Origin of the sequence: Microbacterium hatanonis (assembly GCF_008017415.1) — a bacterium.
Taxonomy (GTDB): domain Bacteria; phylum Actinomycetota; class Actinomycetes; order Actinomycetales; family Microbacteriaceae; genus Microbacterium; species Microbacterium hatanonis.
Genome location: NZ_VRSV01000001.1, coordinates 617353 through 640227, shown reverse-complemented (window position 1 = coordinate 640227; position 22875 = coordinate 617353). Strand labels below are relative to the sequence as shown.

Annotated in this window: 25 protein-coding genes; 10 read left to right on the top strand and 15 right to left on the bottom strand. The window is 70.1% G+C overall.

The genetic code is table 11. From position 1 onward, the window contains the following. Positions 1 to 2: 2 nt before the first annotated feature. Genes FVP77_RS03030 through FVP77_RS03015 form a run of 4 tightly spaced genes read right to left on the bottom strand, consistent with a single transcriptional unit; the run spans position 3 to position 4902 of the window. Positions 3 to 296, bottom strand: a complete 294-nt coding sequence (locus FVP77_RS03030; RefSeq protein ID WP_147893193.1) for a Dabb family protein — start codon at positions 294 to 296, stop codon at positions 3 to 5. 26 nt (positions 297 to 322) lie between these two features. Then, complete coding sequence (locus tag FVP77_RS03025; protein ID WP_147893192.1) at positions 323 to 1066, bottom strand: maleate cis-trans isomerase family protein; 744 nt, start codon at positions 1064 to 1066, stop codon at positions 323 to 325. 24 nt (positions 1067 to 1090) lie between these two features. Further along, positions 1091 to 3202, bottom strand: a complete 2112-nt coding sequence (locus FVP77_RS03020; RefSeq protein WP_187266792.1) for an FAD-dependent monooxygenase — start codon at positions 3200 to 3202, stop codon at positions 1091 to 1093. 5 nt (positions 3203 to 3207) lie between these two features. Beyond that, complete coding sequence (locus tag FVP77_RS03015; protein ID WP_187266791.1) at positions 3208 to 4902, bottom strand: carbon-nitrogen hydrolase family protein; 1695 nt, start codon at positions 4900 to 4902, stop codon at positions 3208 to 3210. 215 nt (positions 4903 to 5117) lie between these two features. Between FVP77_RS03015 and FVP77_RS03010 the strand changes: the two genes are divergently transcribed. Beyond that, the gene (locus FVP77_RS03010) at positions 5118 to 5906 is read left to right on the top strand and encodes an IclR family transcriptional regulator (RefSeq protein ID WP_187266790.1); all 789 of its coding nucleotides are present in this window, start codon (positions 5118 to 5120) and stop codon (positions 5904 to 5906) included. A gap of 177 nt (positions 5907 to 6083) precedes the next feature. Here FVP77_RS03010 and FVP77_RS03005 read toward each other — a convergent pair whose 3' ends face one another. Next, the gene (locus FVP77_RS03005; protein WP_147893188.1) at positions 6084 to 7253 is read right to left on the bottom strand and encodes an RtcB family protein; all 1170 of its coding nucleotides are present in this window, start codon (positions 7251 to 7253) and stop codon (positions 6084 to 6086) included. Between the two features lie 339 nt (positions 7254 to 7592). Between FVP77_RS03005 and FVP77_RS03000 the strand changes: the two genes are divergently transcribed. Next, positions 7593 to 7865: a hypothetical protein gene (locus tag FVP77_RS03000; protein ID WP_147893187.1), complete on the top strand. Its 273-nt coding sequence runs from the start codon at positions 7593 to 7595 to the stop codon at positions 7863 to 7865. A gap of 49 nt (positions 7866 to 7914) precedes the next feature. On the opposite strand, the gene FVP77_RS02995 is transcribed toward FVP77_RS03000, so the two are convergent. Continuing rightward, the gene (locus FVP77_RS02995; protein ID WP_147893186.1) at positions 7915 to 9336 is read right to left on the bottom strand and encodes an HNH endonuclease signature motif containing protein; all 1422 of its coding nucleotides are present in this window, start codon (positions 9334 to 9336) and stop codon (positions 7915 to 7917) included. A gap of 118 nt (positions 9337 to 9454) precedes the next feature. Next, a complete protein-coding gene (locus FVP77_RS02990; protein ID WP_147893185.1) occupies positions 9455 to 9664 on the bottom strand; it encodes a DUF1653 domain-containing protein in 210 nt (69 codons plus the stop codon). Positions 9665 to 9823: 159 nt separating this feature from the next. Between FVP77_RS02990 and FVP77_RS02985 the strand changes: the two genes are divergently transcribed. Further along, positions 9824 to 10015 (top strand): hypothetical protein, encoded by a 192-nt coding sequence (locus tag FVP77_RS02985; protein WP_147893184.1) that lies wholly within the window; start codon positions 9824 to 9826, stop codon positions 10013 to 10015. A gap of 34 nt (positions 10016 to 10049) precedes the next feature. Here FVP77_RS02985 and FVP77_RS02980 read toward each other — a convergent pair whose 3' ends face one another. Further along, positions 10050 to 11060 (bottom strand): NAD(P)H-dependent flavin oxidoreductase, encoded by a 1011-nt coding sequence (locus FVP77_RS02980; protein ID WP_342779728.1) that lies wholly within the window; start codon positions 11058 to 11060, stop codon positions 10050 to 10052. A gap of 8 nt (positions 11061 to 11068) precedes the next feature. Then, on the bottom strand, positions 11069 to 11575 hold the full coding sequence (locus tag FVP77_RS02975; RefSeq protein WP_147893183.1) for a cytochrome C5: 507 nt from the start codon (positions 11573 to 11575) through the stop codon (positions 11069 to 11071). A gap of 107 nt (positions 11576 to 11682) precedes the next feature. On the opposite strand from FVP77_RS02975, the gene FVP77_RS02970 reads away from it, so the two are divergent. Beyond that, positions 11683 to 11907, top strand: a complete 225-nt coding sequence (locus FVP77_RS02970) for a hypothetical protein (RefSeq protein WP_147893182.1) — start codon at positions 11683 to 11685, stop codon at positions 11905 to 11907. 112 nt (positions 11908 to 12019) lie between these two features. Here the strand turns inward: FVP77_RS02970 and FVP77_RS02965 are convergent, their stop codons facing one another. Continuing rightward, positions 12020 to 12205, bottom strand: coding sequence for a hypothetical protein (locus tag FVP77_RS02965; protein ID WP_147893181.1), 186 nt, complete (start codon positions 12203 to 12205; stop codon positions 12020 to 12022). A gap of 121 nt (positions 12206 to 12326) precedes the next feature. Here FVP77_RS02965 and FVP77_RS02960 point away from each other — a divergent pair, with 121 nt between their 5' ends. Further along, a complete protein-coding gene (locus tag FVP77_RS02960) occupies positions 12327 to 13313 on the top strand; it encodes a squalene cyclase (protein ID WP_147893180.1) in 987 nt (328 codons plus the stop codon). 13 nt (positions 13314 to 13326) lie between these two features. Continuing rightward, positions 13327 to 13890 carry a ribonuclease H family protein gene (locus FVP77_RS02955; protein ID WP_147893179.1) on the top strand — a complete coding sequence of 188 codons (564 nt, stop codon included), beginning with the start codon at positions 13327 to 13329 and terminating at the stop codon, positions 13888 to 13890. Between the two features lie 3 nt (positions 13891 to 13893). Here FVP77_RS02955 and FVP77_RS02950 read toward each other — a convergent pair whose 3' ends face one another. Then, positions 13894 to 14433 (bottom strand): YaeQ family protein, encoded by a 540-nt coding sequence (locus FVP77_RS02950; protein ID WP_147893178.1) that lies wholly within the window; start codon positions 14431 to 14433, stop codon positions 13894 to 13896. A 77-nt stretch (positions 14434 to 14510) separates the two neighbouring features. On the opposite strand from FVP77_RS02950, the gene FVP77_RS02945 reads away from it, so the two are divergent. Continuing rightward, positions 14511 to 15161 carry a pyridoxal 5'-phosphate synthase gene (locus tag FVP77_RS02945; RefSeq protein WP_147893177.1) on the top strand — a complete coding sequence of 217 codons (651 nt, stop codon included), beginning with the start codon at positions 14511 to 14513 and terminating at the stop codon, positions 15159 to 15161. A 25-nt stretch (positions 15162 to 15186) separates the two neighbouring features. Then, positions 15187 to 16422: a kynureninase gene (locus FVP77_RS02940; RefSeq protein ID WP_147893176.1), complete on the top strand. Its 1236-nt coding sequence runs from the start codon at positions 15187 to 15189 to the stop codon at positions 16420 to 16422. Between the two features lie 12 nt (positions 16423 to 16434). On the opposite strand, the gene ald is transcribed toward FVP77_RS02940, so the two are convergent. Then, the gene (ald, locus tag FVP77_RS02935; RefSeq protein WP_147893175.1) at positions 16435 to 17520 is read right to left on the bottom strand and encodes an alanine dehydrogenase; all 1086 of its coding nucleotides are present in this window, start codon (positions 17518 to 17520) and stop codon (positions 16435 to 16437) included. A 169-nt stretch (positions 17521 to 17689) separates the two neighbouring features. Between ald and FVP77_RS02930 the strand changes: the two genes are divergently transcribed. Beyond that, positions 17690 to 18031: a DUF7882 family protein gene (locus FVP77_RS02930; protein ID WP_147893174.1), complete on the top strand. Its 342-nt coding sequence runs from the start codon at positions 17690 to 17692 to the stop codon at positions 18029 to 18031. On the opposite strand, the gene FVP77_RS02925 is transcribed toward FVP77_RS02930, so the two are convergent. The 3 genes from FVP77_RS02925 to FVP77_RS02915 form a co-directional block, all read right to left on the bottom strand. Next, the gene (locus FVP77_RS02925) at positions 18028 to 19398 is read right to left on the bottom strand and encodes a CoA transferase (RefSeq protein WP_147893173.1); all 1371 of its coding nucleotides are present in this window, start codon (positions 19396 to 19398) and stop codon (positions 18028 to 18030) included. The two genes, FVP77_RS02930 and FVP77_RS02925, sit on opposite strands and share 4 nt — an antisense overlap. Before the next feature lie 92 nt (positions 19399 to 19490). Continuing rightward, positions 19491 to 20669: a sensor histidine kinase gene (locus FVP77_RS02920; RefSeq protein ID WP_147893172.1), complete on the bottom strand. Its 1179-nt coding sequence runs from the start codon at positions 20667 to 20669 to the stop codon at positions 19491 to 19493. 87 nt (positions 20670 to 20756) lie between these two features. Continuing rightward, the gene (locus tag FVP77_RS02915; protein WP_147893171.1) at positions 20757 to 21614 is read right to left on the bottom strand and encodes a phosphatase PAP2 family protein; all 858 of its coding nucleotides are present in this window, start codon (positions 21612 to 21614) and stop codon (positions 20757 to 20759) included. Positions 21615 to 21875: 261 nt separating this feature from the next. On the opposite strand from FVP77_RS02915, the gene FVP77_RS02910 reads away from it, so the two are divergent. Beyond that, positions 21876 to 22874 carry a magnesium and cobalt transport protein CorA gene (locus tag FVP77_RS02910; RefSeq protein ID WP_147893170.1) on the top strand — a complete coding sequence of 333 codons (999 nt, stop codon included), beginning with the start codon at positions 21876 to 21878 and terminating at the stop codon, positions 22872 to 22874. The last annotated feature ends 1 nt before the right edge of the window (position 22875 follow it).

The following is a 22875-nucleotide window of genomic DNA, read 5'->3' as shown; positions in this document are numbered from 1 at the left end:
GCTCAGCCCTCGATCTGCAGGAAGGTCTTCGCCGCCACGCGCGGCGCGATGTGGTCGTGGACGACGGTCAGATGCGCGGGATGAGCGCCGTAGCCCTCCCACGAGGCGCGGGAGTCGAATCGCATTCGGAAGAGGAGGTCGGCATTCCCCTCCCGGAGGCCGGCGTCATAAACCACGACGGCCCCCTCGAGGCCGGGAATCTCACCCACGAGACCCTCGAGTGCCGCTCCGATCGCGCGGCGGTCCGCGTCGGTGGCATCGGGCGTGAGGGTGAGGATTCCGATGTGTTCGAACATGTGGGGCTTTCGGCTCGGGGCGGGTGTCAGAATTCGGAGAGGAGGCGGCCGAAGCCGGTCAGCCGGTCGTCTATCCCCTCCGCTCGCAGGGCATGCCAGACGGTCGCCGCGTTGATGGCGATCACGGGCTTGCCCAGTTCGGCCTCCAGGTCGGCGGCGACCGCGACGGCGGCGAGATTGGTACCCGCCTGCACCAGGACATCGACATCCGGTCCGTCGACGGCGAGGAAAGCCGCGCGGATCTCCGACGGGGTGACGTCGGCGATCGACGTGGCCGAATCGCACTTGAGTCCCTCGACGGCGGCGACGTCGTAACCGAGTTCAGTGAAGAAGGCGCGCACCTGTTCGTCGCCGACCGGCTGATAGGGCGTGATGATCCCGATGCGACGCGCCCCGAAAGCATCGAGTGCTGCTTTGCAGGCGAGCGCACCCGTCGAGACCTCGCGCCCCGATTTCTCCTCGACGTCCTTCTGGAACGCGGCCGCACCGTCGGCGCCACCCCAGAAAGTCTCTGCGGACATCCCCATGACGATCCGATCGGGTTCGCAGGTGGCCAGGCTCTCGATCGCCGCGTCCATCTCGAGGCGGAGCGCCTCGAGGAAATCGACGAAGTCGTCGTCTCCGCCGAGACCCGGCTTGCGGATCATGATCCGGCTGCTGTGGAAGGAGACACCGGCCGGGCGCATCTGGTTGTACTCCGCCTCGACGACGGTGTTGGTGGAGGGCAGGATCACGCCGAGAACGGCTCGGGGCGAGGTGACGGTGGACACGGGTGGACTCCTTCGGTGGCCGGATCAGGCGGTGACGGCGTAGCGCCGCCCCGCCTCGACGGAGAGCGGCAGGCCGACGAGATCGGTCAACTCCCGCCAGGTGAGCAGCAGCTGGGGGTCGGGTAGCTGGGTCTCGGCGATGGCGCGGTAGGTCGACCGCGCGGCACGTGCCGCCGCGAGGAGGGCGGCGACCGGATGCAGGATGATTCCTACTCCCGCGCGGCGAAGCTCCTCCAGGTCCATGCTGCGGAGCTCCTCGCCCTCGGACTGCGTGAGGTTGACGACCAGCTTGAGCCCAGTACGTCTGTGCAGCGTCTGAAGTTGCTGCGCGTCGAGCCGTCCCTCGACGAAGAGCAGATCGGCGCCTGCGGCCGCATAGGCCTCGGCGCGACGCAGCACCCCGGCGAAGTTCTCCGCGCCGAGCGCATCGCTGCGAGCGATGATGAGCAGATCGCACCGGGCATCGACGGCCGCGCGGATCTTGGCGGACATCTCGTCAAGCGGGATGACCTCGCGGGTCCCTCCGGCCGAGCCACCTTTGGGCTCACGCTGGTCCTCGAGGGTGATCGCCGCCGCGCCCGCGCTCTCGTACGCGCGAACCGTCCGCGACACCTGGAGCGGTCCACCGAAGCCGCCATCGCCGTCTGCAATGAACGCAGTCGTGCAGCTGTCCGTGAGACGTGAGATCTGTTCGACCATGTCGAGGCGGCCGACATGACCCAGATCGGCCTCGCCCAAGACGGTGGCCGAGACACCCGCGCCGGAGATGAAACCGGCAGCGAACCCCGCCTCGCCCAGCATTCGCGCGGAGAGGGCGTCGTGTGCGCCAGGTGCGACCACCGGTCCCGCCGTCAACAGCGCGGCCAGGCGACGCCCGGCCGGTTGTACCGGACCGCGACGGGCGGCCCGCAGTCCCGCCTTCAATCGCTCCTCCGAGGTGGTGAGCGACGCGAGCATCGAGGTCTTCATGAGGTAAGCCCGCGTGAGTTCCCGGTCGTCGGTCATCGAGGCAAGATCAGCGGTCCGACGATGGCGCGCCTCGGCGTCTCGTTCCGACATGTCTCGGTAGTTGCGCTTGGTGTCCTTCTGCACATGGTGGTTGGCCGCGTGGCGACGCGCATCGTCGTAGGCCCGTGCGACCAGAGCCGCATCCGCTCCGTCGATCGCGGCGACGATGCAGTCCGCCGCCGCCCGCGCGTCGTGGATGCCGCTGTTCATCCCCATGCCGCCGAGAGGGTTGTTGACGTGTGCGGCGTCGCCCGCGAGCAGGACACGGCCCGTCGCCATGGTCGCGGCCACACGCTGCTGCACGGTATAGATGCCGACGTGGTCGAGCGGGTAGGGCTCGTCGGTGGGCCAGACCTTCTGCAGTCGACGCTCCACCTCCTCCGGTGCGCATGCGTCGTCGTCGGTCATCTCCGCTCGCACCGGCATGAGCACTCGCCAGTGACGGGGTGTTCGCAGCAGCACACCCCAGTCGACCGGATCGGAGATGTAGCTCACGTACGCGAGGTCGTCGATGTCGTCGGCGAACTCGTGCGTCGTGGAGGCGACCAGGAACCGCTCCGGGAGGGTGGTTCCCTCGAAGGCGATCCCGAGCGACTTGCGGACGCGAGAGCGCGCCCCGTCGGCGGCGATCAGCCAGTCGGCGGTCAGCGACGGCTCACGACCGGCACCCTCGAGGAAGACGCGCACGCCGTCGGTGGCGAGCTCGGTGCGCTCGACGGGCGACGAGAAGAGGAGCCGCACGTTCGGAAGGTCGGAAAGCCGCTCACGGATGATGCCCGTGAGGTTGCTCTGCTCGCTCTGCAGACGGTACGGGAAGGCGGTGTCGTCGCTGAGGACGTTCAGATCGAGATCGGCCAGCACTCCTCCGGAGCGATCCCGGTACTGGAAGTGGGGGGCGACGAGCCCGAGCGTGTGAAGCTTCTCGCCTACCCCGAGGGCATGCAGGATCTCCAAGCTCGAGGGATGGAAGGTGGAGGCGCGGTCCTCTGCGGAAAGAGTGCTTCCCGCCTCGAGAACCGTGACCTCCACGCCGCGCTGTGCCAGCGAGAGGGCGGCGACCATGCCGGTCGGCCCCATCCCCACGATGATCACAGCGGAGTGCGGGGGCGTCACGGTCTCGGAATGCATGGTGCTCATTTCGTGTGGGGTCGCGTGAAGGCGCGGTAGAGGTCGGGCTGCCGAGTAGCGACCGGGTCGAGGTGGTGGCCTTGGACCTTGCTGTTCGAGCCGCGGAGATCCAGCTCCACACGCATCTGCTCCTCGAATCCATGCCGGCAGGTCCACGCTGTCGGGAAGCGCATCAGGGCGATGGGCTGCCCTGGCACGAACTCGTCCGACTCGACGACCTGACTCCCCAGACCCGCGGCGTTGTCGAGCCGGGTGCTGGACACCAGGTGCACGCGGTTCTCCTCCGTGCGTTGCACGGCGGCCGTGGTCGCGGCCTCCGCGCGGTCCCAGTCGGTCGGATGAGCGATGATCTCCGCGCCTTCCAAGGTCAGCAGGCGCGCCATCTCCGGGAGCCAGACCTCGGTGCCGATCATCAGTCCTATACGTCCGATCCGCGTCTGGGCGACGGCGATGTCGTCGCCGGGGACGGCCCACGTCGCATCTGCGTCGTCGAGATGCGCCCTCCGGTAGCGCAGAAGATCTCCGCCGTCCGGTCCGATCAACCACGCGGTCGAATACAGCGCGTCTCCGTCCGACTCGACGAGATTCGCCACCACGTGCAGACGGTACTGGCGAGCCGCATCGCGCAGGCGTTGCAGGACTTCGGCGCTCACCCGTGCAGCCTCGCGCGGGTCGCGGGCGACCTCGCCACGTTCGAAGCAGAACATCTCCGGCAGCACGCCCAACTGGATGGAGCGCGAGGCGGCGTATGCGATCTGCCCGATCGCGCGGGTCACCGTCCACTCTCGATTGTGGAACCACGAGACCTGCAGGGGCGCGACCGCCACGAGATGCGACGGCATCTCGCCGGCGGGGCCGTACATCGCGGCCGCGGGTACGTCCGCGACATCCCAGGTCAGCTCACCGTAGAGATCAGGACGGCGCACGGCGAACAGGTCTCCGCGCCCCGGCGCCACCTTGTCGTCGGCCCGCTCGAGTTCGACGTCGGCGAAGACCATCTCCTCACCCATCTCGGCGGCGGCGGCGTGCGTCTCACCGTCCGGATCGACGATCTGAGAGCCGCCCATCCACGGATAGGCGTCTGCCGGGCCACCGACCGTGTTGGCCGAGACGTGCCAGACCCGGTTCTCGAGCGCGCGCTGCGGCACGTGCAGGCGGTGCTCATCGGGCCCTCGGCTGTTGAGGGAGTTCAGCAGCACCTGCGCGCCGTCGAGCGCGAGCAGTCTCGGTACCTCGGGGACGATGCCGTCGGCGCACATCAGCAGTCCGACACGACCGAACGGTGTGTCGACGGCTTCGACCGGCTCCGTGCCGGGCACGAAGAGCGTGTACTCGTAGTCCCAGAAGATGTGCTTGCGATGCACCTTGAGTATCTCGCCATCGGAGCCGATGAGCACCGAGCAGATGTGCACGTCGGGTTCGTGCTCTCCGCGCAGATCGACGCCGACGGCCGCTGCGATTCCCAGATCCGCGCACGCGCGGCGCACACCTGTCACGTACGCGCCGTCGAGGGTCTCAGCGTGCTGCCACGCACCCGCACGATCGGTGAAGTCGCGGACGCGGTTGGAGTTCTCGGGGGTCACGACGACCTGCGCGCCCGCCTCGGCGGCGGCTCGAAGCCACCGCACCGTGAGTGCGATGTTCTCGGCGACGTCGGTGCCGGAGTAGAACTGCGCGGCCGCAAACCGTACCGTCGTCATACGAATCATCCTCCGACTGGTTCCATATTGTGGGAACCAAAAACCATTTGGTGGGAATGACGCTACGTCCCGGCGTGCAGCCCTGTCAAACCTCCCGCAGAGGAGGAGCAAGACATTTACCCCGTCAACACCGGGTCGAAACAGACGCGAAACGCGGGGCGACCTCCGACGCCCTCGACCGGAGCACGAGAACGCCTTTCTCGTATGATGCAAGGATGACCGCTTCCGATGCACCTGCTTCCCCGGCGAAGAGCAAATCCGCAAGCGGCGCCGAGACGGGGCGGAAGCTGCTCCGGCTCCTCATGTGCTTCAGCGGCACGCGCCCCTCCTGGTCGGTCGCGGCACTGGCCGCCGAACTCGATCTGACGATGTCGACGGCATACCGATACGTCGGTCTCCTCAAGGAGGAGGGCTTCCTCGTGCTCGGCCACGACAGCACTTACCAGGTGGCAGAGCGCGCGACCTCCTTGGTGGACGCCTACCTCGCCACCCGCGCGGGGCTGGTCGATGTCGCGCTGCCGATCATGACGCGCCTGCGCGACGAGATCGGCGAGACGGTGCTGCTCGCACGACGGGTCGGCGACTTCGCGTTCTGCATCGATCGGGTGGAGTCCCTGGAGTCCGTCCGCCTCCAGTTCGACCGTGGGCAGGCCATGTCGCTGCACTCCGGCAGCATGCCGCGCCTGCTGTTGTCCTACATGCCCGACCGGGAGCGACGACGATACCTCGCGAGAGCGCGGCCGCTGGTTACGCCCGAGCGCCTCCCTCTCCTCTCCGACGAGGCTCTCGCCGCCATCGCAGCCGAAGGCAGCACCGAGAGCATGGAGGAGATCGACGACCAGATCTGGGGTGCTGCCGCAGTCATCCAACGTCCCGACGACGAGCCCGTCGTCATCGGCGCCGCCGGCCCGGTCTACCGCCTCGACCGTGCCGCTCGCGTCCGGGCCAGAGCGCTCCTGGTCGACGCCGCCGCCGACATCACCGCCGAAATCGCCACCCGCTAGCCTCGCTGGTGGCCGATGATGCGGCCAGACAGCATGCAGGAACGCCCAACGCAGCCATAGTGGTCCCGCGATCTCGGACGCCCCGTCGATCGCCCGTGCGATTACGTGTCACGTGCGGGGACGCCGCTGACGGCGGAGAGGAGGAGCCGGGCAGCACGCCCGGCCCCTCCCCTCACGTCAGTCGCCCTTGACGTTCACCAGCTGACGCAGCGTGTGCCGCACCGACACGAGGTCGGCAGCATCCGCCATCACCCGGTCGATCGGCTTGTACGCCGCCGGGATCTCGTCGAGGAACGCGTCGGTGTCGCGGTATTCGATCCCGACCATGGCCTCGCGCAGCTGCTCGTGCGTGAAGGTCTTCCGCGCGGCCGACCGCGAGTACTCGCGCCCCGCACCGTGCGGCGAGGAGTTCAACGCCACCGGGTTGCCCTTGCCCTCGACCACGTACGACGCCGTGCCCATCGACCCGGGGATCAGCCCGGGGCGACCCTGGTCGGCCATGATCGCGCCCTTTCGAGACACCCACACGCGCTTGCCGAAGTGCATCTCCGACTCGGTGAAGTTGTGGTGGCAGTTGATGCGCTCCTGCTCCTCGACCGCGACCCCGAGGAAGCGGCCGAGCTGGTTCGCGACGCGGTCCATCATCTCCTCGCGGTTGAGGAGTGCGAACCGCTGCGCCCACCGGAGCTCCCGGATGTACGCCGCGAACTCCGGCGACCCTTCTACGAGGTAGGCGAGGTCGGGGTTCGGCAGATCGATCCACCACTGCTTCGCCAGCCGCTGCGCGACCTTGATGTGGTGCTGTGCGATCCTGTTGCCCACGCCCCGCGATCCCGAGTGGAGGAACATCCACACCGTGTCGCTCTCATCGACCGACACTTCGATGAAGTGGTTGCCGCTGCCCAGCGACCCGAGCTGGTTGCGCCAGTGCTTGGCGTAGGTGGCCGGGTTGAAGCCGGCCGCCTCGGCGAGCGCTTCGAGCTCCGCCACGCGCGGCTCGGCCGTGGCGACGATCTTGCGGTTGTCGCGCCCCGCCGACAGCGGGATCGACCGCTCGATCTGCTCGCGCAGCTCGGCCAGATCGCGCCCGTCCAGGTCGGGGCGGGTGAACTGGGTCTTCACGGCGATCATGCCGCATCCGATGTCCACTCCGACGGCCGCGGGCATGATGGCCCCGAGCGTCGGGATGACCGACCCCACGGTCGCACCGAGCCCGAGGTGGGCGTCGGGCATGAGCGCGAGGTGGGGGTAGATGAACGGCATGCTCGCCGAGGTGCGGGCCTGGTCGACGGTCTTCTCGTCGATCAGGCTCGCCCACGAGAACAAGCGGTTCGTGAGCCTTTCCATGATTTCTTTCCTTCGTCGATGCGCGATATCGCGCGAGTGCGTGGCGGGGCGGCACGGCCCGGCGGGTTGCTCTCGACGCTGCTGCGGAAGAAAGAACGCCCCGGACCTGTGCGGTGCGGGGCGTGGAAGAAGCGGATGCTGCTACACGGCCGGCGCCGGAGGGTACGACTCGTACCGGTGCCGGAACGTGAGTTCCAGAACCGGCGCGTACTGACGATCCCGCTGCGGGTTCATCTCGTCGTTCCTCTCGACCTGCCTTGCGCCGTGTCGGTGACACAGCTTCGCAACGATAGCGACACGCCCGGGCGTCGCGCAACCCTGGGAGCCTACGATCGAGGCGTGGACGAGCCCCTCCCTCGCGCTGAGCGCCCCGCTGTGATCATCGTCGGTGCGGTGATCGCGGCGATCATCGCGACTCTCCTGCTGGCTCCGATGATCACCGGAGGGTATTGCAACGACTCTTCCGACCCCGCGAAGAGCGTGTGCGGCACGATCGGTCCGCAGACGCTGGCCGGGTGGCCGATCAGCGTGTGGCCGTGGGCAGCGGCGCTCGTCGTCATCGCCGCCGGCGCGATCGGTCTCCTGATCCGCGCGGCGCGCAGGCGCCCTTAGCCAGACGTCAACCGGCGAGGCTTCGGGTGTCGGTGCACGCGGGCATCGGTCAACGGCGGAGCGCGAGGAACTGATCGCGTATTCGAGTGGGAGATTTCGTGGTCGAGCGCCACGTGCCCGCGGGATCCCACCAACTCGGACCGCGCACCTCGGGGATGCCGCCGCGCATGAGGATGTGCCAGCCGTTGGTATCGAGGGTGCGGTGGTGATGCCAGCAGAGCAGCACTCCGTTGTCGGTGCTGGTGGGTCCGCCGCGGGCGTGTTCGTGAACGTGGTGGATCTCGCACCACGCGGCCGGTACGTCGCAGCCGGGGATGATGCATCCGCCGTCCCGGAGGGTGATCGCACGGCGTTGGTGGGCATTGAAGACGCGGTCGATGACCTCGACCCGTTCGATGCGGCCGTTGCGTGCGAGCGTGGTGCGGTAGATGCCGCCGTTGCATCCGACGTGGCGCACAACGCTCATCGGGACGGGTTCCTCGATCCCGTCGATGTGCCCCACCCCCTCACCGGTGGCCAGGTCGTCGGCTCGCACCGACACGACGAGGGTGGGGGCGGCGCCGCCGATCGTGGGGAGTTCACCGGAACGGGCCGCGACCGTCACGATCGTCGCCAACGCGTCGTGGTTCTTCTGCGCGTACGTTCGCGGATCGGGCGGGAACTCCGCCTCCCCGCCCTCAGCCCCGTCGTGGTCGGCGTCGGCGAACTGCACGCGGCCGGCGCACGGGTGGACGATCGCGTCGATCGCCCGCTTCAGCTGCGCGGCGACATCGGGCAGGAGGTCGCCTCGCAGCGGCACGAGCCCGTTGCGACACCTCCCGAGGGTCACACCGCGCTTGCGCTGTGCCGCCTCGTCGCGGGGCTCGGCACCGTCGGGGTCGAGGTAGGCAGCCCACACCTGCGCCTGCAACCTCAGCTCGTCGGCCGAGGGCAGCCCGCCCCCGCCCGCTCCGCCACCGCGAGCCGCTGCCGCCAGCTCGGCATCCGCTGCGAGCCGCGCCTCGTGTGAGTCGATCGTCGCGGCGTCGAGGGTCTGCGCCACGGCGACGACCGCGTCCACGCCCACGGCACCGTCCACCAGGGCAGCGCGTATAGCCGGGTACCGCGCGGGCAGCACCTCACCGGTGAGCACGGAGAGGGTGGGAGCGGCCGCGACACCGGCGCGCACATAGTCGCCGGCCGTCCGCCCCGAGACTCGCGTCACGCGTTGCACGAACTCACGAGCGTTGCGACAGCCGAACCTCGTCGTCATGCGCTCGGCCGCGACCGGGGAGTCGGATCTGTTCTGAACCTCACCGGCGGCCTCGACGATCACCGCCTCCGCCCGTCGGCACAGGGCTGCCGCAGCATCCATCACCGCCATCACCTCGTCGTCGGACCACCCCCGCAGGGCCGCGGCGTCGAGCGCTCCGGACACGACCCCGCCCAGCTGCGACGCGAGGTCGCGGAGGGCGTCGATCGTATCGTTCATATGTTCGATTATCGCAGAGACCACCGACATCCCGCCGGCCGTTTCCCCAGGTCACGAAATCAAAAGTGAGCTCACGTGCCGCCGACCATCGATCGGTCCGGACGCCGTTCCGGCAACGTCAGGCGACGCGGAAGAACCGCGGCCCGACGTATCCGTCGCGCTCGACCGCCTCGGTGAACATGGCGGCGGGTCGCACCCAGAAGCCGTAGTCCCCGTAGAGCGCTCGGTAGAACACGAACGGCTCCTCGGTCTCGCTGTGCGCCCCGACGCCGACCACTTCGTAGCGACGACCCTTGAAGTGCTCGTAGATGCCCGGCTCGATCGTCATCGGCTCGTCCCTTCCCTCATTGCGCCCCGACGTGGATGCTATCCGCGGCACACGATCGATCTGCGTCCACCGGCGACCACCGAAGATCATCCTTGCGGCGGATGCCGCTGATACTCCGGGCCGACGCCCCGCGGCGGGCGTCTCCGTAGCGTCGAAGACATGGCCCTCACCGCTCCGAACCCGCTGCTGCACAAGCGATCCGCCCACGCCCGCGAGATGCCGCGCTGGTGCGCGGGAATCCTCGCCATTGCGGGCAACATCGTGATCCTGGGTATCGTCGCCACTGCGGGGGCGCTGATGCTCGCCGCCGCCGCGCTGGTGTTCGGTACGGCGTTCCTGGAACAGCTCTGACCGGACCCTCAAGGCGAAGAGGTTCCGACGAACGTCACTCGCCGCGACCGGCGAGCCACGAGATCACGTCGCCCGCCCGCCCGGTGGGGGCTTTCCGCCACCCGGTGCCGGCCCAGAGGTGCAACCGGTCGGTATCGCCCGCGGCCGCGGCGGCCTGCCGCAGGCCTCTCGTCAGGTGATGCACCGCCGGGTAGGCATCGATCGCGTGACGCTCGTGACGGTCGATGAATCCGTTGCGCAGCGCCCGGGCCGGGCGGCCGGTGAAGACCCTCGTGATCGCGGTCTCTGTGAACGCCGGATCGGCGAGCGCTGCGCGGTGCGCTGTCGACGTGCCCGCCTCGTCGGTGCGCAGCAGCAGCGTGCCGACGGCGACCCGCTCGGCCCCGGCGTCGAGCAGTCGTCGAACCGCGACGGGCCCGTCCACCCCGCCGGCCGCGACGAGAGGCAACACCGAGACGGTGCGGATGCTGCGCACGAGCGCTGCCGTGTCGGTGGAGCGGCTCGGACCAGCCGGGTCGAAGGTGGCGCTGTGGCCACCGGCGTCCGATCCCTGCACGACGAGTCCGTCGACACCCGCCCGTTCGGCGAGCACCGCTTCGGCCGCGGTCGTGACCGAACACCACACCGTGGTCCCGGCCCGACGCAGCGCGGCGATGTCGGATGCAGCGGGAAGCCCGAAGGTGAAGGAGACCACCGGCACGGGCTCGGCGAGCAGCAGGTCGAGTTTCGAGGACCAGCCGTCGTCGTCCACGACGGGTACCGGGTCGAGTGAGAGCCCGTACACCTCCGCATCGCCGCGGAGATCCTCCGCGTATGCGGCGAACGCGGTGACCTCGACACGGGAGTCGCCGGGCACGAAGAGGTTCACACCGAACCGGTGCCCGCTTCCCCGCACCCGGGCGATCTCGGACGCGAGGGCGTCAGGGGTCTTGTAGCCCCCGGCGAGGAACGGCATGCCTCCCGCCTCCGCAACGGCCACCGCCAACTCCGGAGTGGACGGGCCACCCGCCATCGGTGCCGCGACGATCGGAAGCTGCTCCACCACGGGGCCGGCTACTCGTCGGTGTCGGCCAGATCGTCGAGCTCGGCGGCGTCCTCCTCGACCTCGACGGTCTCGACCTCGAGGTCGCTGTCGAGCTGAACCAGGATGCGCGAGTCGGGGAACTGACGCCGCGCCGTGAAACGCAGGAGCACCGCATCGGCGAAGACGACGACCGAGGTGGCCTCGAGGTCGTCGCGCAGATCGACCTGCTCGGCGACCGCGTCATCGGCGACGGCCTCGCCGATCTCGTCGGCGATCGCGTCGATCACCGCGCGCCACTGGGTCTCGCTCATGGCCAGGGTGCGGGTGACCCCGCCGATCAGCGCGTCGAGATCCGGGGAGTCGCTGTCGCCCTCATCCTCCTCCTCGAGCTCGGGGTCGACGTTCACCGTCACTTCCAAGCCGGCGGCGTCGAGGCTCGCCCGGCCGCGCACGATGCCGTTGTCGGCGACGGGTTCGTCGAGCAGTCCGCTCTCTGAGATGCGGTCGAGGAGGGCGTCGAGCGAGGGCGAGGTCATGAGTGCATTCTTTCGCACCAGCCGATGCGACGCGCCGAGCCCGTCCCGTCAGCCCCGCCCAGCATCCGCCCCGTTGTCAGCCGATCCTCCGCCGATAACATCTCGGCATGGAAGATCCGACCCAGGAACAGCTCGAGAAGTCCGACAACCTCGAGAAGCGCACGATCGGCGGCGAGATCCGCTACTACGTGAAGAACATCACGAAGCACTGGCCGGTCGTCGTGGAGAACGAGCCCGACGCCGCCGGGCACGAAGCGTGGTGGACACCGGATGGAAAGTTCCACGCCACCCACGCGCAGTTGCGTCGCGACTCCTTCGTCGGCGTCGTCTGACCGCCGATAGCGCGTCGTCCGTGCGCGGCTGTCGAGAAGACATCAGCCTCTGAGGGCCACGACCGCGGGGGCGGCCCTCACAAGTCGTCGTGGTTGCCGGCGGACGCCCGCGTCACTCGCCGGCGTCTTCGTCGACCTGGGGGCCGCCGACCACACCGATACCGACGGCCTCGTGGTCGGGCTCGGGCTGGGTCGTGCCACCCTTGGGCTCTTCGCCCGGCGCCTTCTCGGTGCTGGGCTTCTCGAGCTGCTCGGTGTCGGGCGTCTCGTCGTTCTGGGGCTGCACGTCGTCGGCCATGGTGGGTCCCTTCGTCTGGCGTGATCCCACCGTCGCATCCATCCGGCTCCGGGTGCACCGGCTTGACGAACGCGTCGCATCCGCCTTCCCGCCGATGCGACCGGCGAGTATCGTGCCGCGCATGTCCCCCGATCGGCGCACTCTCGACTGGTTGCTCGACTCCGACCCCGCTCTTCGCTGGCAGGTCGAACGCGACCTCACCGACGCAACGCCGGCCGCGTGGCGGGCGACGCGCGCCCGGGTGACCCACGAGGGCATCGGCGCCGAACTGCTGTCGAAGCAGGACGATGACGGCCAATGGGCGGGCGGCGCGTACTTCCCGGCCGGGTTCTTCGGCAGTCCCGAGCAGGACGCACCGGGGCAGCCCTGGACGGCGACGACCTGGTCGCTCAAGGATCTGCGCGAATGGGGCGTGGACGCTGCGGCGCTCGCGGGCACGGCCGAGAAGCTCGCGAAGAACAGCCGGTGGGAGTACGACGATCTGCCGTATTGGGGCGGCGAGGTCGACGTCTGCATCAACTCGTTCACGCTCGCGAACGGGGCGTGGCTCGGCGCCGACGTATCGCGTCTCGTCGAGTGGTTCCCCGCGCACCGGCTCGCCGACGGGGGCTGGAACTGCGAGGCCGAGGAGGGCGATTCCACGCGATCGTCGTTCCACTCGACGCTCAACGCCCTGCGCGGGATGCTCGCGTACGAGAAGCTCACCGGCGACACGAGCCAGCGCGATGCCCGCCATGGCGGCGAGGAGTACCTGCTCGAGCGGCGGCTCCTCCGGCGAGCATCCACGGGCGAGCCCGTCGGTGCGTTCGTCACCGAGTTCATCTTCCCGAACCGCTACCGCTACAGCGCGCTCGCGGCGCTCGACCACTTCCGCGAGGCCTCGCTGCACGACGGCACTCCGCCCGATCCGCGCCTGGCCGACGCGATCGACGCGGTGCGTGCGGCCCGGCGCGAAGGCGGAACGTGGGCGCAGGGCACGCCGTTGCCCGGTCGCACCTGGTTCGCGATCGACGAGGCCCCCGAGGGTCGACCCTCGAAGTGGCTGACCCTTCTCGGCACCCGCGTGCTGGACTGGTGGGAGGGTTCGGCGTCGCCCTCGGGCATGTGACAGGATTTCTGGAATGCCCGTCTCCCCCGCTTCCGAGTCCGAATACACCGTCGCGACCGACGGGGCGTGCAAGGGCAACCCCGGACCCGCCGGCTGGGCGTGGGTCGGCGAGGACGGCGAGTGGGCCGCGGGCTCGGTGGTGAAGGGCACGAACAACATCGGTGAGCTGCTCGGCCTGCTGCGCGCACTCCAGCACCACGCCGACGTTGCGCATCTGCGCATCCAGGCCGATTCGAAATACGCGATCGACACGTACGAGTCGTGGATGGACGGCCACCGCCGCCGCGGGTGGAAGACCTCCACCGGCGCTCCCACGAAGAATCGCGAGCTGCTCGAACTGCTCATCGAAGCTCGGGACGCCCGGAAGGCGGCGGGCCTGCCGCCCGCCGTGCTCGAGCACGTGCGCGGCCACGCCGGCCATCTGCTCAACTCGTGGGCCGACAACCGTGCCGTCCGCGCCTCACTGCGCGCCGCCGAGGGCGTCGCACACGAATGGTCGTCGCGCGCCGGTCAAGACCGGCTCGACGTCAGCGAGATGCCGCCGCGCTCCGCCGAAGACAAACCCCAGCGTCGGTGATCGTCACTCGATGCCGCGCTCGTGGATCGCGGTGTCGAAGGTCTCGCCGTTGAGCTCGAGATAGAGCTGGCGTTCGGTCACCGAGACGGTCATCGTGTTCCGCCGGCTGAGGGCGGTCACGGCCCGGTCGATGAAACCCGGGTCGAAACTGACCAGACGCAGCTCGTCGGCGCGATGGATCTTCTTCCCCGCCCAGGGGGCTGCGACCTTCGCGGGATCGCGGTGGGTGTAGACGGCGACGCGCTCGGCGAGCTTGCTCCCGTGGTGCAGGCGCGCAGCATCCGGTGCCCCCACCTCGATCCAGGCCTGCAGTGCACCGGTCAGATCGCGCACGACGACGGCCGGCTCCTCCGTCGACGAGAGCCCCTCGCTGAAGGCGATGCCCTCCTCGAACTCCAGGCAGTAGGCCAGCACGCGGGTCACCATGTAGGCGTCCGTCTCGGACGGATGCCGCGCGACACGGAGGCCGAGTTCGTCGTAGACGCCGCGGTCGACGTCGGCCAACTGCACGTCGAAGGTGTGGATGGTCGCGCCGGTAGCCATAGCGCTCGAGCCTACGGGGTGCGGATGCTGCGCACCGAACCGCGAGGGGCCACTACCCGCAGGGGTACTGTCGCGTCATGACGAACGCCGATCACGCCTCCCTCTCCGGCGACGAGACCCTGGACCTGCCCGAGTTCGACGCTCCGCCTTCGGCGCCCCTCCCCCTCGCCCAGCGCTGGCTCGCCGAGGCCCGCGAGCGCGGCGTGCGCGAGCCGCTGTCGATGACCCTGGCGACCGCCTCCGCCGACGGGGTCGTCTCGGCGCGCACGGTCGACGTGAAGCGCATCGACGACCGGGGCCTCGTGTTCGGCTCCTCCACCGAGAGCCCGAAGGGTCGGCAGCTCGGCGAGAACCCGCACGCGGCGCTCCAGGTGTACTGGCGCGAGACGATGCAGCAGCTGAGGTTCGAGGGACGCATCGAGACGCTGACGGATGGTGAGTCCGACGCGCTGTTCGCCGATCGCTCGCCGAAATCGCGCGCGGCGACCGCGGTGGCGCATCAGTCGGTGCCGTTCGCGGGCGCATCGACGCTCGCCGAGCTGATCGAGGAGGCGGACGCCCTGCTCGACCGCTTCGGCGACGACGTGCCGCGACCGTCGGGGTGGGTCGCCTACCGCGTCGTGCCCGAGGCCGTCGAGTTCTGGCACGGGAGCCGCGATCGCATGCATCGGCGGCTGCGTTACGTCGCGGTCGGCGACGGCTGGCGGGCCGAGCGCCTCCAGCCGTGACCGGGGCGTGCGTAGCATCGAGCGCATGACCTCCGTCCCCGACCCGGCCACCGCCCTCCTCGCCGCGGCGGGCGAACTCGACGCCGCCGACCCGCTCGGCTCGTTCGTCGACGAGTTCGAGCCCGCGGTCGGCGTCGACGCCTACCTCGACGGCAACTCGCTCGGGCGCCCGGTGCGCGGCACGGCCGACCGCATCTCGCGCTTCGTCGCCGGCGAATGGGGCACGGGCCTCATCCGCTCGTGGGACGAGGGGTGGATGCAGCTGCCGTTCGACCTCGGCGACCGCATCGGACGCCTGGCGCTCGGCGCGGCAGGCGGGCAGACGGTGGTCGCCGATTCGACGACCGTGCTGCTGTACAAGCTCGTCGCCGCGGCGATCCGGGGAGTCCCGGCCGGGGGCCGCATCCTCATCGAGCGCGGCAACTTCCCCACCGACCGCTTCGTCGTCGAGGGGCTCGCCGAGGCGCACGGACTGCAGGTCGATTGGCTCGACCCGGACCCGATCGCCGGCGTCACCCCGGCAGAGGTGGCCGCCGGGCTCACCGATCTCACCGCGCTCGTGGTGCTCACCCACGTCGACTACCGCTCCGGCGCGCTCGCCGACATGGCCGGGATCACCGCCGTCGTCCACGACGCGGGCGCTCTCATGCTGTGGGACCTCTGCCACAGCGCGGGAGTCGTGCCGATGCGACTCGACGAGTGGGGGGTGGACCTCGCGGTGGGCTGCAGCTACAAGTACCTCAACGGCGGACCGGGCGCGCCCGCCTTCGCCTATGTGCGCGCGGAGCTGCAGGACCGGATCGAGCAGCCGATCCAGGGCTGGATGGGCGCAGCCGACGTCTTCGCGATGGGCCCGATCTACCGTCCCGCCGACGGCATGCGCAGGCTCTTGAGCGGTACGCCCCCGGTCGTGGGGATGCTGCCGATGCAGGGCATGCTCGACCTCCTCGAACGTGCCGGGATCGACGCGGTGCGGGAGAAGAGCCGCACGCTCACGACCCTCGCGATCCGCGCCTACGACGAGGTTCTGGCGGAGCGCGGCGTCGACCTGCTCACGCCCCGTGACGCCGCGCGCCGCGGATCGCACGTGCTGCTCGGGCACCCGTCCTTCCGCGCCGTGACCGAGCAGCTGTGGCTCGACGGGGTGATCCCCGACTTCCGCGGGCCCCAGGGCATCCGGATCGGCCTGTCACCGCTGAGCACGACGCACGCCGAGGCCGTGCGCGGGATCCTCGCGATCGCCGCCGCGCTCCCCGACTGAGCGTTCGCCCCCTCAGAGACCGAAGGCAGCCCGCACACCGGCGTTGCGCACCTCGCCGGCGCGGACGTTGAGCCCGGCGGCGAGAGCGGGATCGGCGGCGGATGCGGCGTCCCAGCCCGCGTCGGCGATCGCCGTGATGTACGGCAGCGTGGCATTGCCGAGCGCCCTCGTCGACGTGAACGGAACCGCGCCCGGCATGTTCGCGACGCAGTAGTAGAGCGATTCGTGCACTCGGAACGTGGGGGCGTCGTGCGTCGTCGGGCGGGATCCTTCGAAGCATCCGCCCTGATCGATCGCGATGTCCACGAGCACCGACCCCGGCTTCATCGACGCGACCATCTCGTCGGTGACGAGCTTCGGCGCGGCTGCCCCCGGTACGAGCACGGAGCCGATGACGAGGTCGGCAGCCGCGACCTGCTGACCGATCTCGTAGCGGGTCGACGCCCGCGTCTGCACCGCGCCTCCGAAGCGCACCTCGAGCGCGCGCAGGCGGGGCACCGAGAGGTCGATGACCGTCACATCGGCACCGAGCCCGAGCGCGTTGGCCGCGGCGTGCTCTCCCGCGACCCCGCCGCCGATGACGACGACCTTGCCCTTCGGCGTGCCGGGGATCCCGCCGAGCATGACGCCCCGGCCGCCGTGGGCGGCGAGAAGGGCGTTGGCCCCCACGACGATCGACAGCCGGCCCGCCACCTCGCTCATCGGCGCGAGGAGCGGGAGCGAACGATCGGGAGTCTGAACCGTCTCGTAGGCCACCGCGGTGATGCCGCTGGCGACGAGCGCTTCGGTCAGCGGGCGATCCGCGGCGAGGTGCAGGTAGGTGAACAGCGTCAGATCGGGGCGGAAATACCCGTACTCGCTCGCGATCGGTTCCTTGACCTTCACCACGAGCTCGGCCAGGCCCCAGGTCTCCTCGGCGGTGCCCACGACATCGGCGCCGACGGCTTCGTACTGCGCGTCGGTGAAGCCGCTCCCCTCCCCCGCGCCTTCCTGCACGATCACCCGATGGCCGCGATGAATGAGCGCGTCGGCGCCGGCGGGGGTGAGAGCGACACGGCGCTCGTTGTTCTTGATCTCGAGCGGGACGGCGATGCGCATGGGTACTCCTTCTGGGAGATGTCCTGTGATCATCGCAGCTACGCGGCCCGATCCGGCGATGATCGCCCCGGGCCCATCCGATTCGGGCTTCGCGACGAAGACAAGAGCGAGGCGGGGGGCCTTCTTCCAGACGCGCCTGTCACCTACGACAGAAGGACGGCATCGCGACATGGCACACCTGTTCTACGGCGGCGGGACGACTCCGATCGAACTGCCCGACCGGCTGCTCGCACACGTGAAGATCGTCATCGCCGCGAAGCTGCGCCGGGGCGAGAGCTTCACGCTGACATGGCGACACGCTCACGACGCCGTCGACGGGCGCACCACGGTGTGGATCCAGCCGTCGATCGCGCTGCGCTTCGTGTTCAGCAGCGCAGAACCCGAGCTGCTCGATCCCGATCTGCTCCGCGGGTTGGCGGCGCAGGCGGCGTCGACCGGGGGTCTCGCCTTCGACCTCAACGACCTCGAGCACCAGCCGATCGAGCGCCGGTCGGCAGCCGCGGTCGCCTAGCCGATCGCGCTCCACACGGGCGGATCCGCGCCCCACGCGCGCCCGACCTCCGGATAGTCGTCGGGTGCGCCGGCGAAGGCGAGCACCGGCGGCGCGTACCTCAGCGTCCGGCCTCCCGGCAGGCGTCGTTCGCGGGTCGGCAACGCACCGGCGTCCGCGAGCGGCTGCACGGCCGGCGCGGCGTCGAGCAGAGCGTGGGCGACACGGGCGAGCGACATCCGCACGTCGAGCGATCCGCCGCGCCGCCGTTGCTCGACGAGCGCGGTGGTGATCGCCGCGGCGAGGAAATGACCGGTCGAGTGGTCGAAGGCCTGCACGGGCAGTGCGCCGGGCGAGTCGGCGTCGGCGCTCTCCCGCAGCCCGATGCCGGTCGCCGCCTGCACGATGCTGTCGAAGCCGCGTCGGTGAGCCCACGGACCCGCGACCCCCCACGCCGACACCGACGCCGTGACGACCCCGGGATGGCGGGCGGCGAGCTGCTCGGGGCCGAGGCCGAAGCGGATGAGGGCGCCGGGCCGGTAGCCGGTGAGCACCACGTCGGCGACGCCGAGCAGCTCCTCGAGAACCGCCCGATCGGCCGGGAGGTCGAGGTCGAGCAGCGCCGAGCGCTTCCCCTGGCCCGTATCGAGGTGGATCCACGGGGTCTCCGGGAGGCGCGGCGAGTCGATCCGCAGCACATCGGCTCCGGCGAGCGCGAGATCGCGCGCGGCGACCGGACCGGCGATCACCCGGGTGAGGTCGAGCACGCGCACTCCGCTCAGCGGGGTCTCGCCTCCGCCCCACGCCCGCGGCGCCGCATCGCCCGTCCGCGCGACGGCGACGAGCGGTCGGGTGTCGAGCGCAGCCGCCTGGGGATGCCGGCGCCACTCCGCCGGCGAACGCACCGCCGACACGATCGCTCCGCTCGCGGCGGCACGATCCTCGAGGTCGAGGGCATCGAGCCGGGCGATGGATGCGGCGACGTCATCGCGGTGCGCGTCGGAGGCGACACCCACCACGGCGCGCAGCGCCCGCTCGTGGTGGGGGTAGTTCGCGTGCGTACGCACCCATCCGTCGGCGGTGCGCCAGAACCCCGAGAGCGGCGCCCACGCCGAGGGCGGCTCGCCGTCCACGCGCAGGAGGCGCTCGCTGCCGAACGACGCCGCGACCCGCTGCGGGTCGACCCGCACGGGACCCGCGCCGCCCAGCCCGCGTGCGACGCGGGCGAGGTTCATGGCCGCCGATGACAGCGCGACGCTGTCGAGCGCCAGCTGCGCCACCGGCAGGGTCGAGGCCCAGGGGACGCCCTGCAGCGGGTCGTCCACGCTCAGCTCGGGCGGCATCCCGGCTGCATCCGCCACCGCCCGACCGATCTCGCCCAGCGACATCCCGACCTCCTCGACGATGCTCTGCGGGAAGGCTACGCCCGCGGACGGCGACGGGGCGCTGCCGGCGAGCCGACAGCATCCGCTCTTCCGCGTCAGTCGACGCTGTCGGGCAGCACGATCCAGACGCTCGCTCCGCCCGCGGGCGATGCGTCGATGCCGATGCGTCCGCCGTGCGCCTCGACGATCCGCCGGCACGTCGACAGGCCGATGCCGAGACCGGGCACCTCCTGCGCCGTGCCGCGCTCCATGAGTTCGAACACGCGCTCGCGCTGTTCCGCGGGCACACCCGGACCGTTGTCGTCCACGGTGATGCGCCACCCGCCCGTGAGGCCGTGGGCGCGGACGTCGACCTGCGGCTGGACGCCGGCGGCGCTGCTGAACTTGACCGCGTTGGCCACGAGGTTCTGGATGAGCACCCGCAGCAGCGTCTCGTCGCCGATGACCTCGACCGCGGCGTCGACCGACACGGTCGCGCCGGCGGCCGCGAGCGCGGAGTCGAGGTCGTCGAGCACCGCGCGCACCACGTCGTCGAGACCGACCTCGTCGCGTCGGGGCTGCAGGCCGCCGAGTCGTGCGTAGGCCAACAGGTCGGCGATCATCGAATCCATCCGCGCCGCGGCAGACTCGGCGCGGGCCAGCGCGCGCGCGGCCTGCGGGGCGTTCGCGAGCTCGGGACTGTCGGCGGCCAGCTCGATGAACCCGGCGATCGCCGTGAGCGGGTTGCGCAGATCGTGGCTGACCTGACTCGCGAAGTTCTCGAGCTGCTCGTTCGACTGGCCGAGCTCGCGGGTGATGCGGCGCAGCTCGAGGACATCGACGACCTGGTGGGCCAGGAGCGCGAGTGCGCGACTGTCTTCGGGGCTCAGCTCGCCGGGCTGCTCGTCGAAGACGCACAGCGTTCCGATCGGGATGCCCTCCGGCGTGATGAGAGGGCTCGAGGCGTAGAAGCGCACCGCGGCGATCTCGCCGGTGACGAAGGGATTCTGCGCGAACCGATCGTCCTCGCGAGCGTCCGAGACCACGATGTGTCCCGGCTCCCGGAACACGACCGCGCACATCGAGTCCTCGCGACTGCAGACCGACGCCTGCACGCCGACGGCGGCGATCTGGTGCTGGAGGCGATCGTCGATGATGTTGATCACCGCGGTGGACACTCCGCACACGCGCGCAGCCAGCTGCACGAGACCCTCGAGATCGGGCTCGGGAGGAACCCCGACCACGCGGTACTGGGCGATCGCTTCGCGCCGCGCGACTTCCTGGACTGTGCTCACGTATCCCCCACCGCGATCCTCACGGCTCCGGGTGCGCCGCTCGACACTCCACCATATGGGTGAGAGAGCACGTTCGGCTCGACCGACCTAGCTTCGATCGACGGGGACGGCGTCGGGCGAAGGGTGGCGCTGCCGTCGGATCGTCAGGTAGAGACGATGCGCGGTGATCACGAGCGCCAGCCACAGCACGCCGAGGATCCACCCGACGAGCACGTCGGTGAACCAGTGATGGCCGAGGTACACGCGGCTCATGCCGACGAGGAGGTCGAACGCGACCGCCGCGGCGATGATGGCGATCCGCGCGCCGCGGGAGGTACGGCGCAGCACGAGCAGGTAGGCGATCGCGCCGACGACGGCGACCGCGTTGAGGGTATGGCCGCTGGGGAACGAGGGCGAGTACTCGAACGGGGGCACCGCATCGACCAGCGGTGGACGCTCGCGCTGGATGAGCTCCTTGCCGGCGATCGTCATGAGCAGCGAACCGGCCCCCGCCGCGGCGATGATGACCACCGGCGTCCACGACCTTCTCTTGATCCCGAGCACCAGCATGCCCAGCACGGCGATGACGGGCATGCCGATCGTGCCGGCGATATCGGTGAAGGCCGTCACCGCCACATCGAATCCCGGGCTTCTCAGCGTCATCATGAACAGCAGCATCGGCTCGTCGATCCCGGCGACACCGTCGCCGTCCGCGACGGCGTCGTAGACCTCGACCGCGGCCACGCTCAGGGCGACCACCAGAGCGAGGCCGACGATGAGCGTGATGACGAGCGCGGTGTAGGGACCGATCCGCTCCCCCACGCGTCGGGCGACGTGCTCGACGGCTGCTCCCGCGCGCGTGCTCCAGTGCGTGAGGTCGCGACCTCCGACGTAGCGGTCTTCCTTCAGCTCGCCCTCGACGCCGGGGGCGCTGTCGCTCGGATCCTCGGTCTGCTCGCGCTTCATCCCCCTACTGTGGCCCACGGCGGGACGCCGGAGGTGGAGTTGCCCGCCGACGTGCCGTCGGCTAGGCGTGTCCCGGCGTTGTGGACGTAGGAGATGGCGCCGTCGTAGGACGCTTCGCGCGGATGCGTCCTACGCCCGCGCCATGTCCTACGCCGAGAACGGATGCTGCGCACCGACGCGCGCTCCGCCACCGAGGCCGCTCGCGTGAGGATTCCGTCAGGAACGTCGTCTGTCGGGCTCGGACTGGGTGAGACTTGTGCGGTGCCCATCATCGACAACGCCGTGTACGTCGGCGGTCAACGCATCGAGAACCCCGAGAGCCTCGAGCAGACCTTCGAGTACATGCGCGACAAGGGCGGCATGGCGTGGATCGGCCTCTTCCGGCCGACGCCCGAGGAGATCGACAAGGTGGCGGCGGAGTTCTCGCTGCACCCGCTCGCCATCGAGGATGCCCTGACCGGGCACCAGCGCGCCAAGCTCGAGCGGTACGGCGACATCCTCTTCGCGGTGCTCCGACCCGCTCGTTACATCGACGCCACCGAGACCGTGGAGTTCGGCGAGCTCCACGTCTTCGTGGGACGGGACTTCGTCGTCACCATCCGCCACGCCGACTCGCCCGATCTGGCACGCGTGCGGCGACGGCTGGAGCAGCAGCCCGAGCTCCTCGCGCTCGGCCCGGAGGCCGTGCTCTACGCGATCCTCGACGAGGTCGTCGACGAGTACTCCCCGGTCGCCGCCGGCGTGCAGAACGACATCGATGAGATCGAGGACGCCCTGTTCGGCGTCGGCGACGCGAACCTGTCGCGCCGCATCTACGACCTCTCGCGCGAGGTCATCGCGTTCCAACGCGCGTCGGAGCCGCTCGCCGTCATGCTCGAGTCCTTGCAACGCGGCGCCGAGAAGTACCGCGTCGACCTTGAACTCCAGCGTTCGCTCCGAGACGTGCTCGACCACGTGCTGGTCGTCTGTCAGAAGCTGTCGGCGTTCCGCGCCACCCTCGAGAACGCACTGACCGTGAACGCGACCCTCGTCACCCAGCGCCTCACCGAGACGTCGCTCGAGCAGGGCGAGCAGGTCAAGAAGATCTCGGGCTGGGCCGCGATCCTGTTCGGTCCGACGCTCGTCGCGGGCATCTACGGCATGAACTTCGAGTCGATGCCCGAACTCAGCTGGCAGTTCGGCTACCCGCTCGCGCTCGCGCTCATGGCGGCGACGTCGCTCACGCTCTACATCGTGTTCCGGCGGAAGCGCTGGCTCTGAC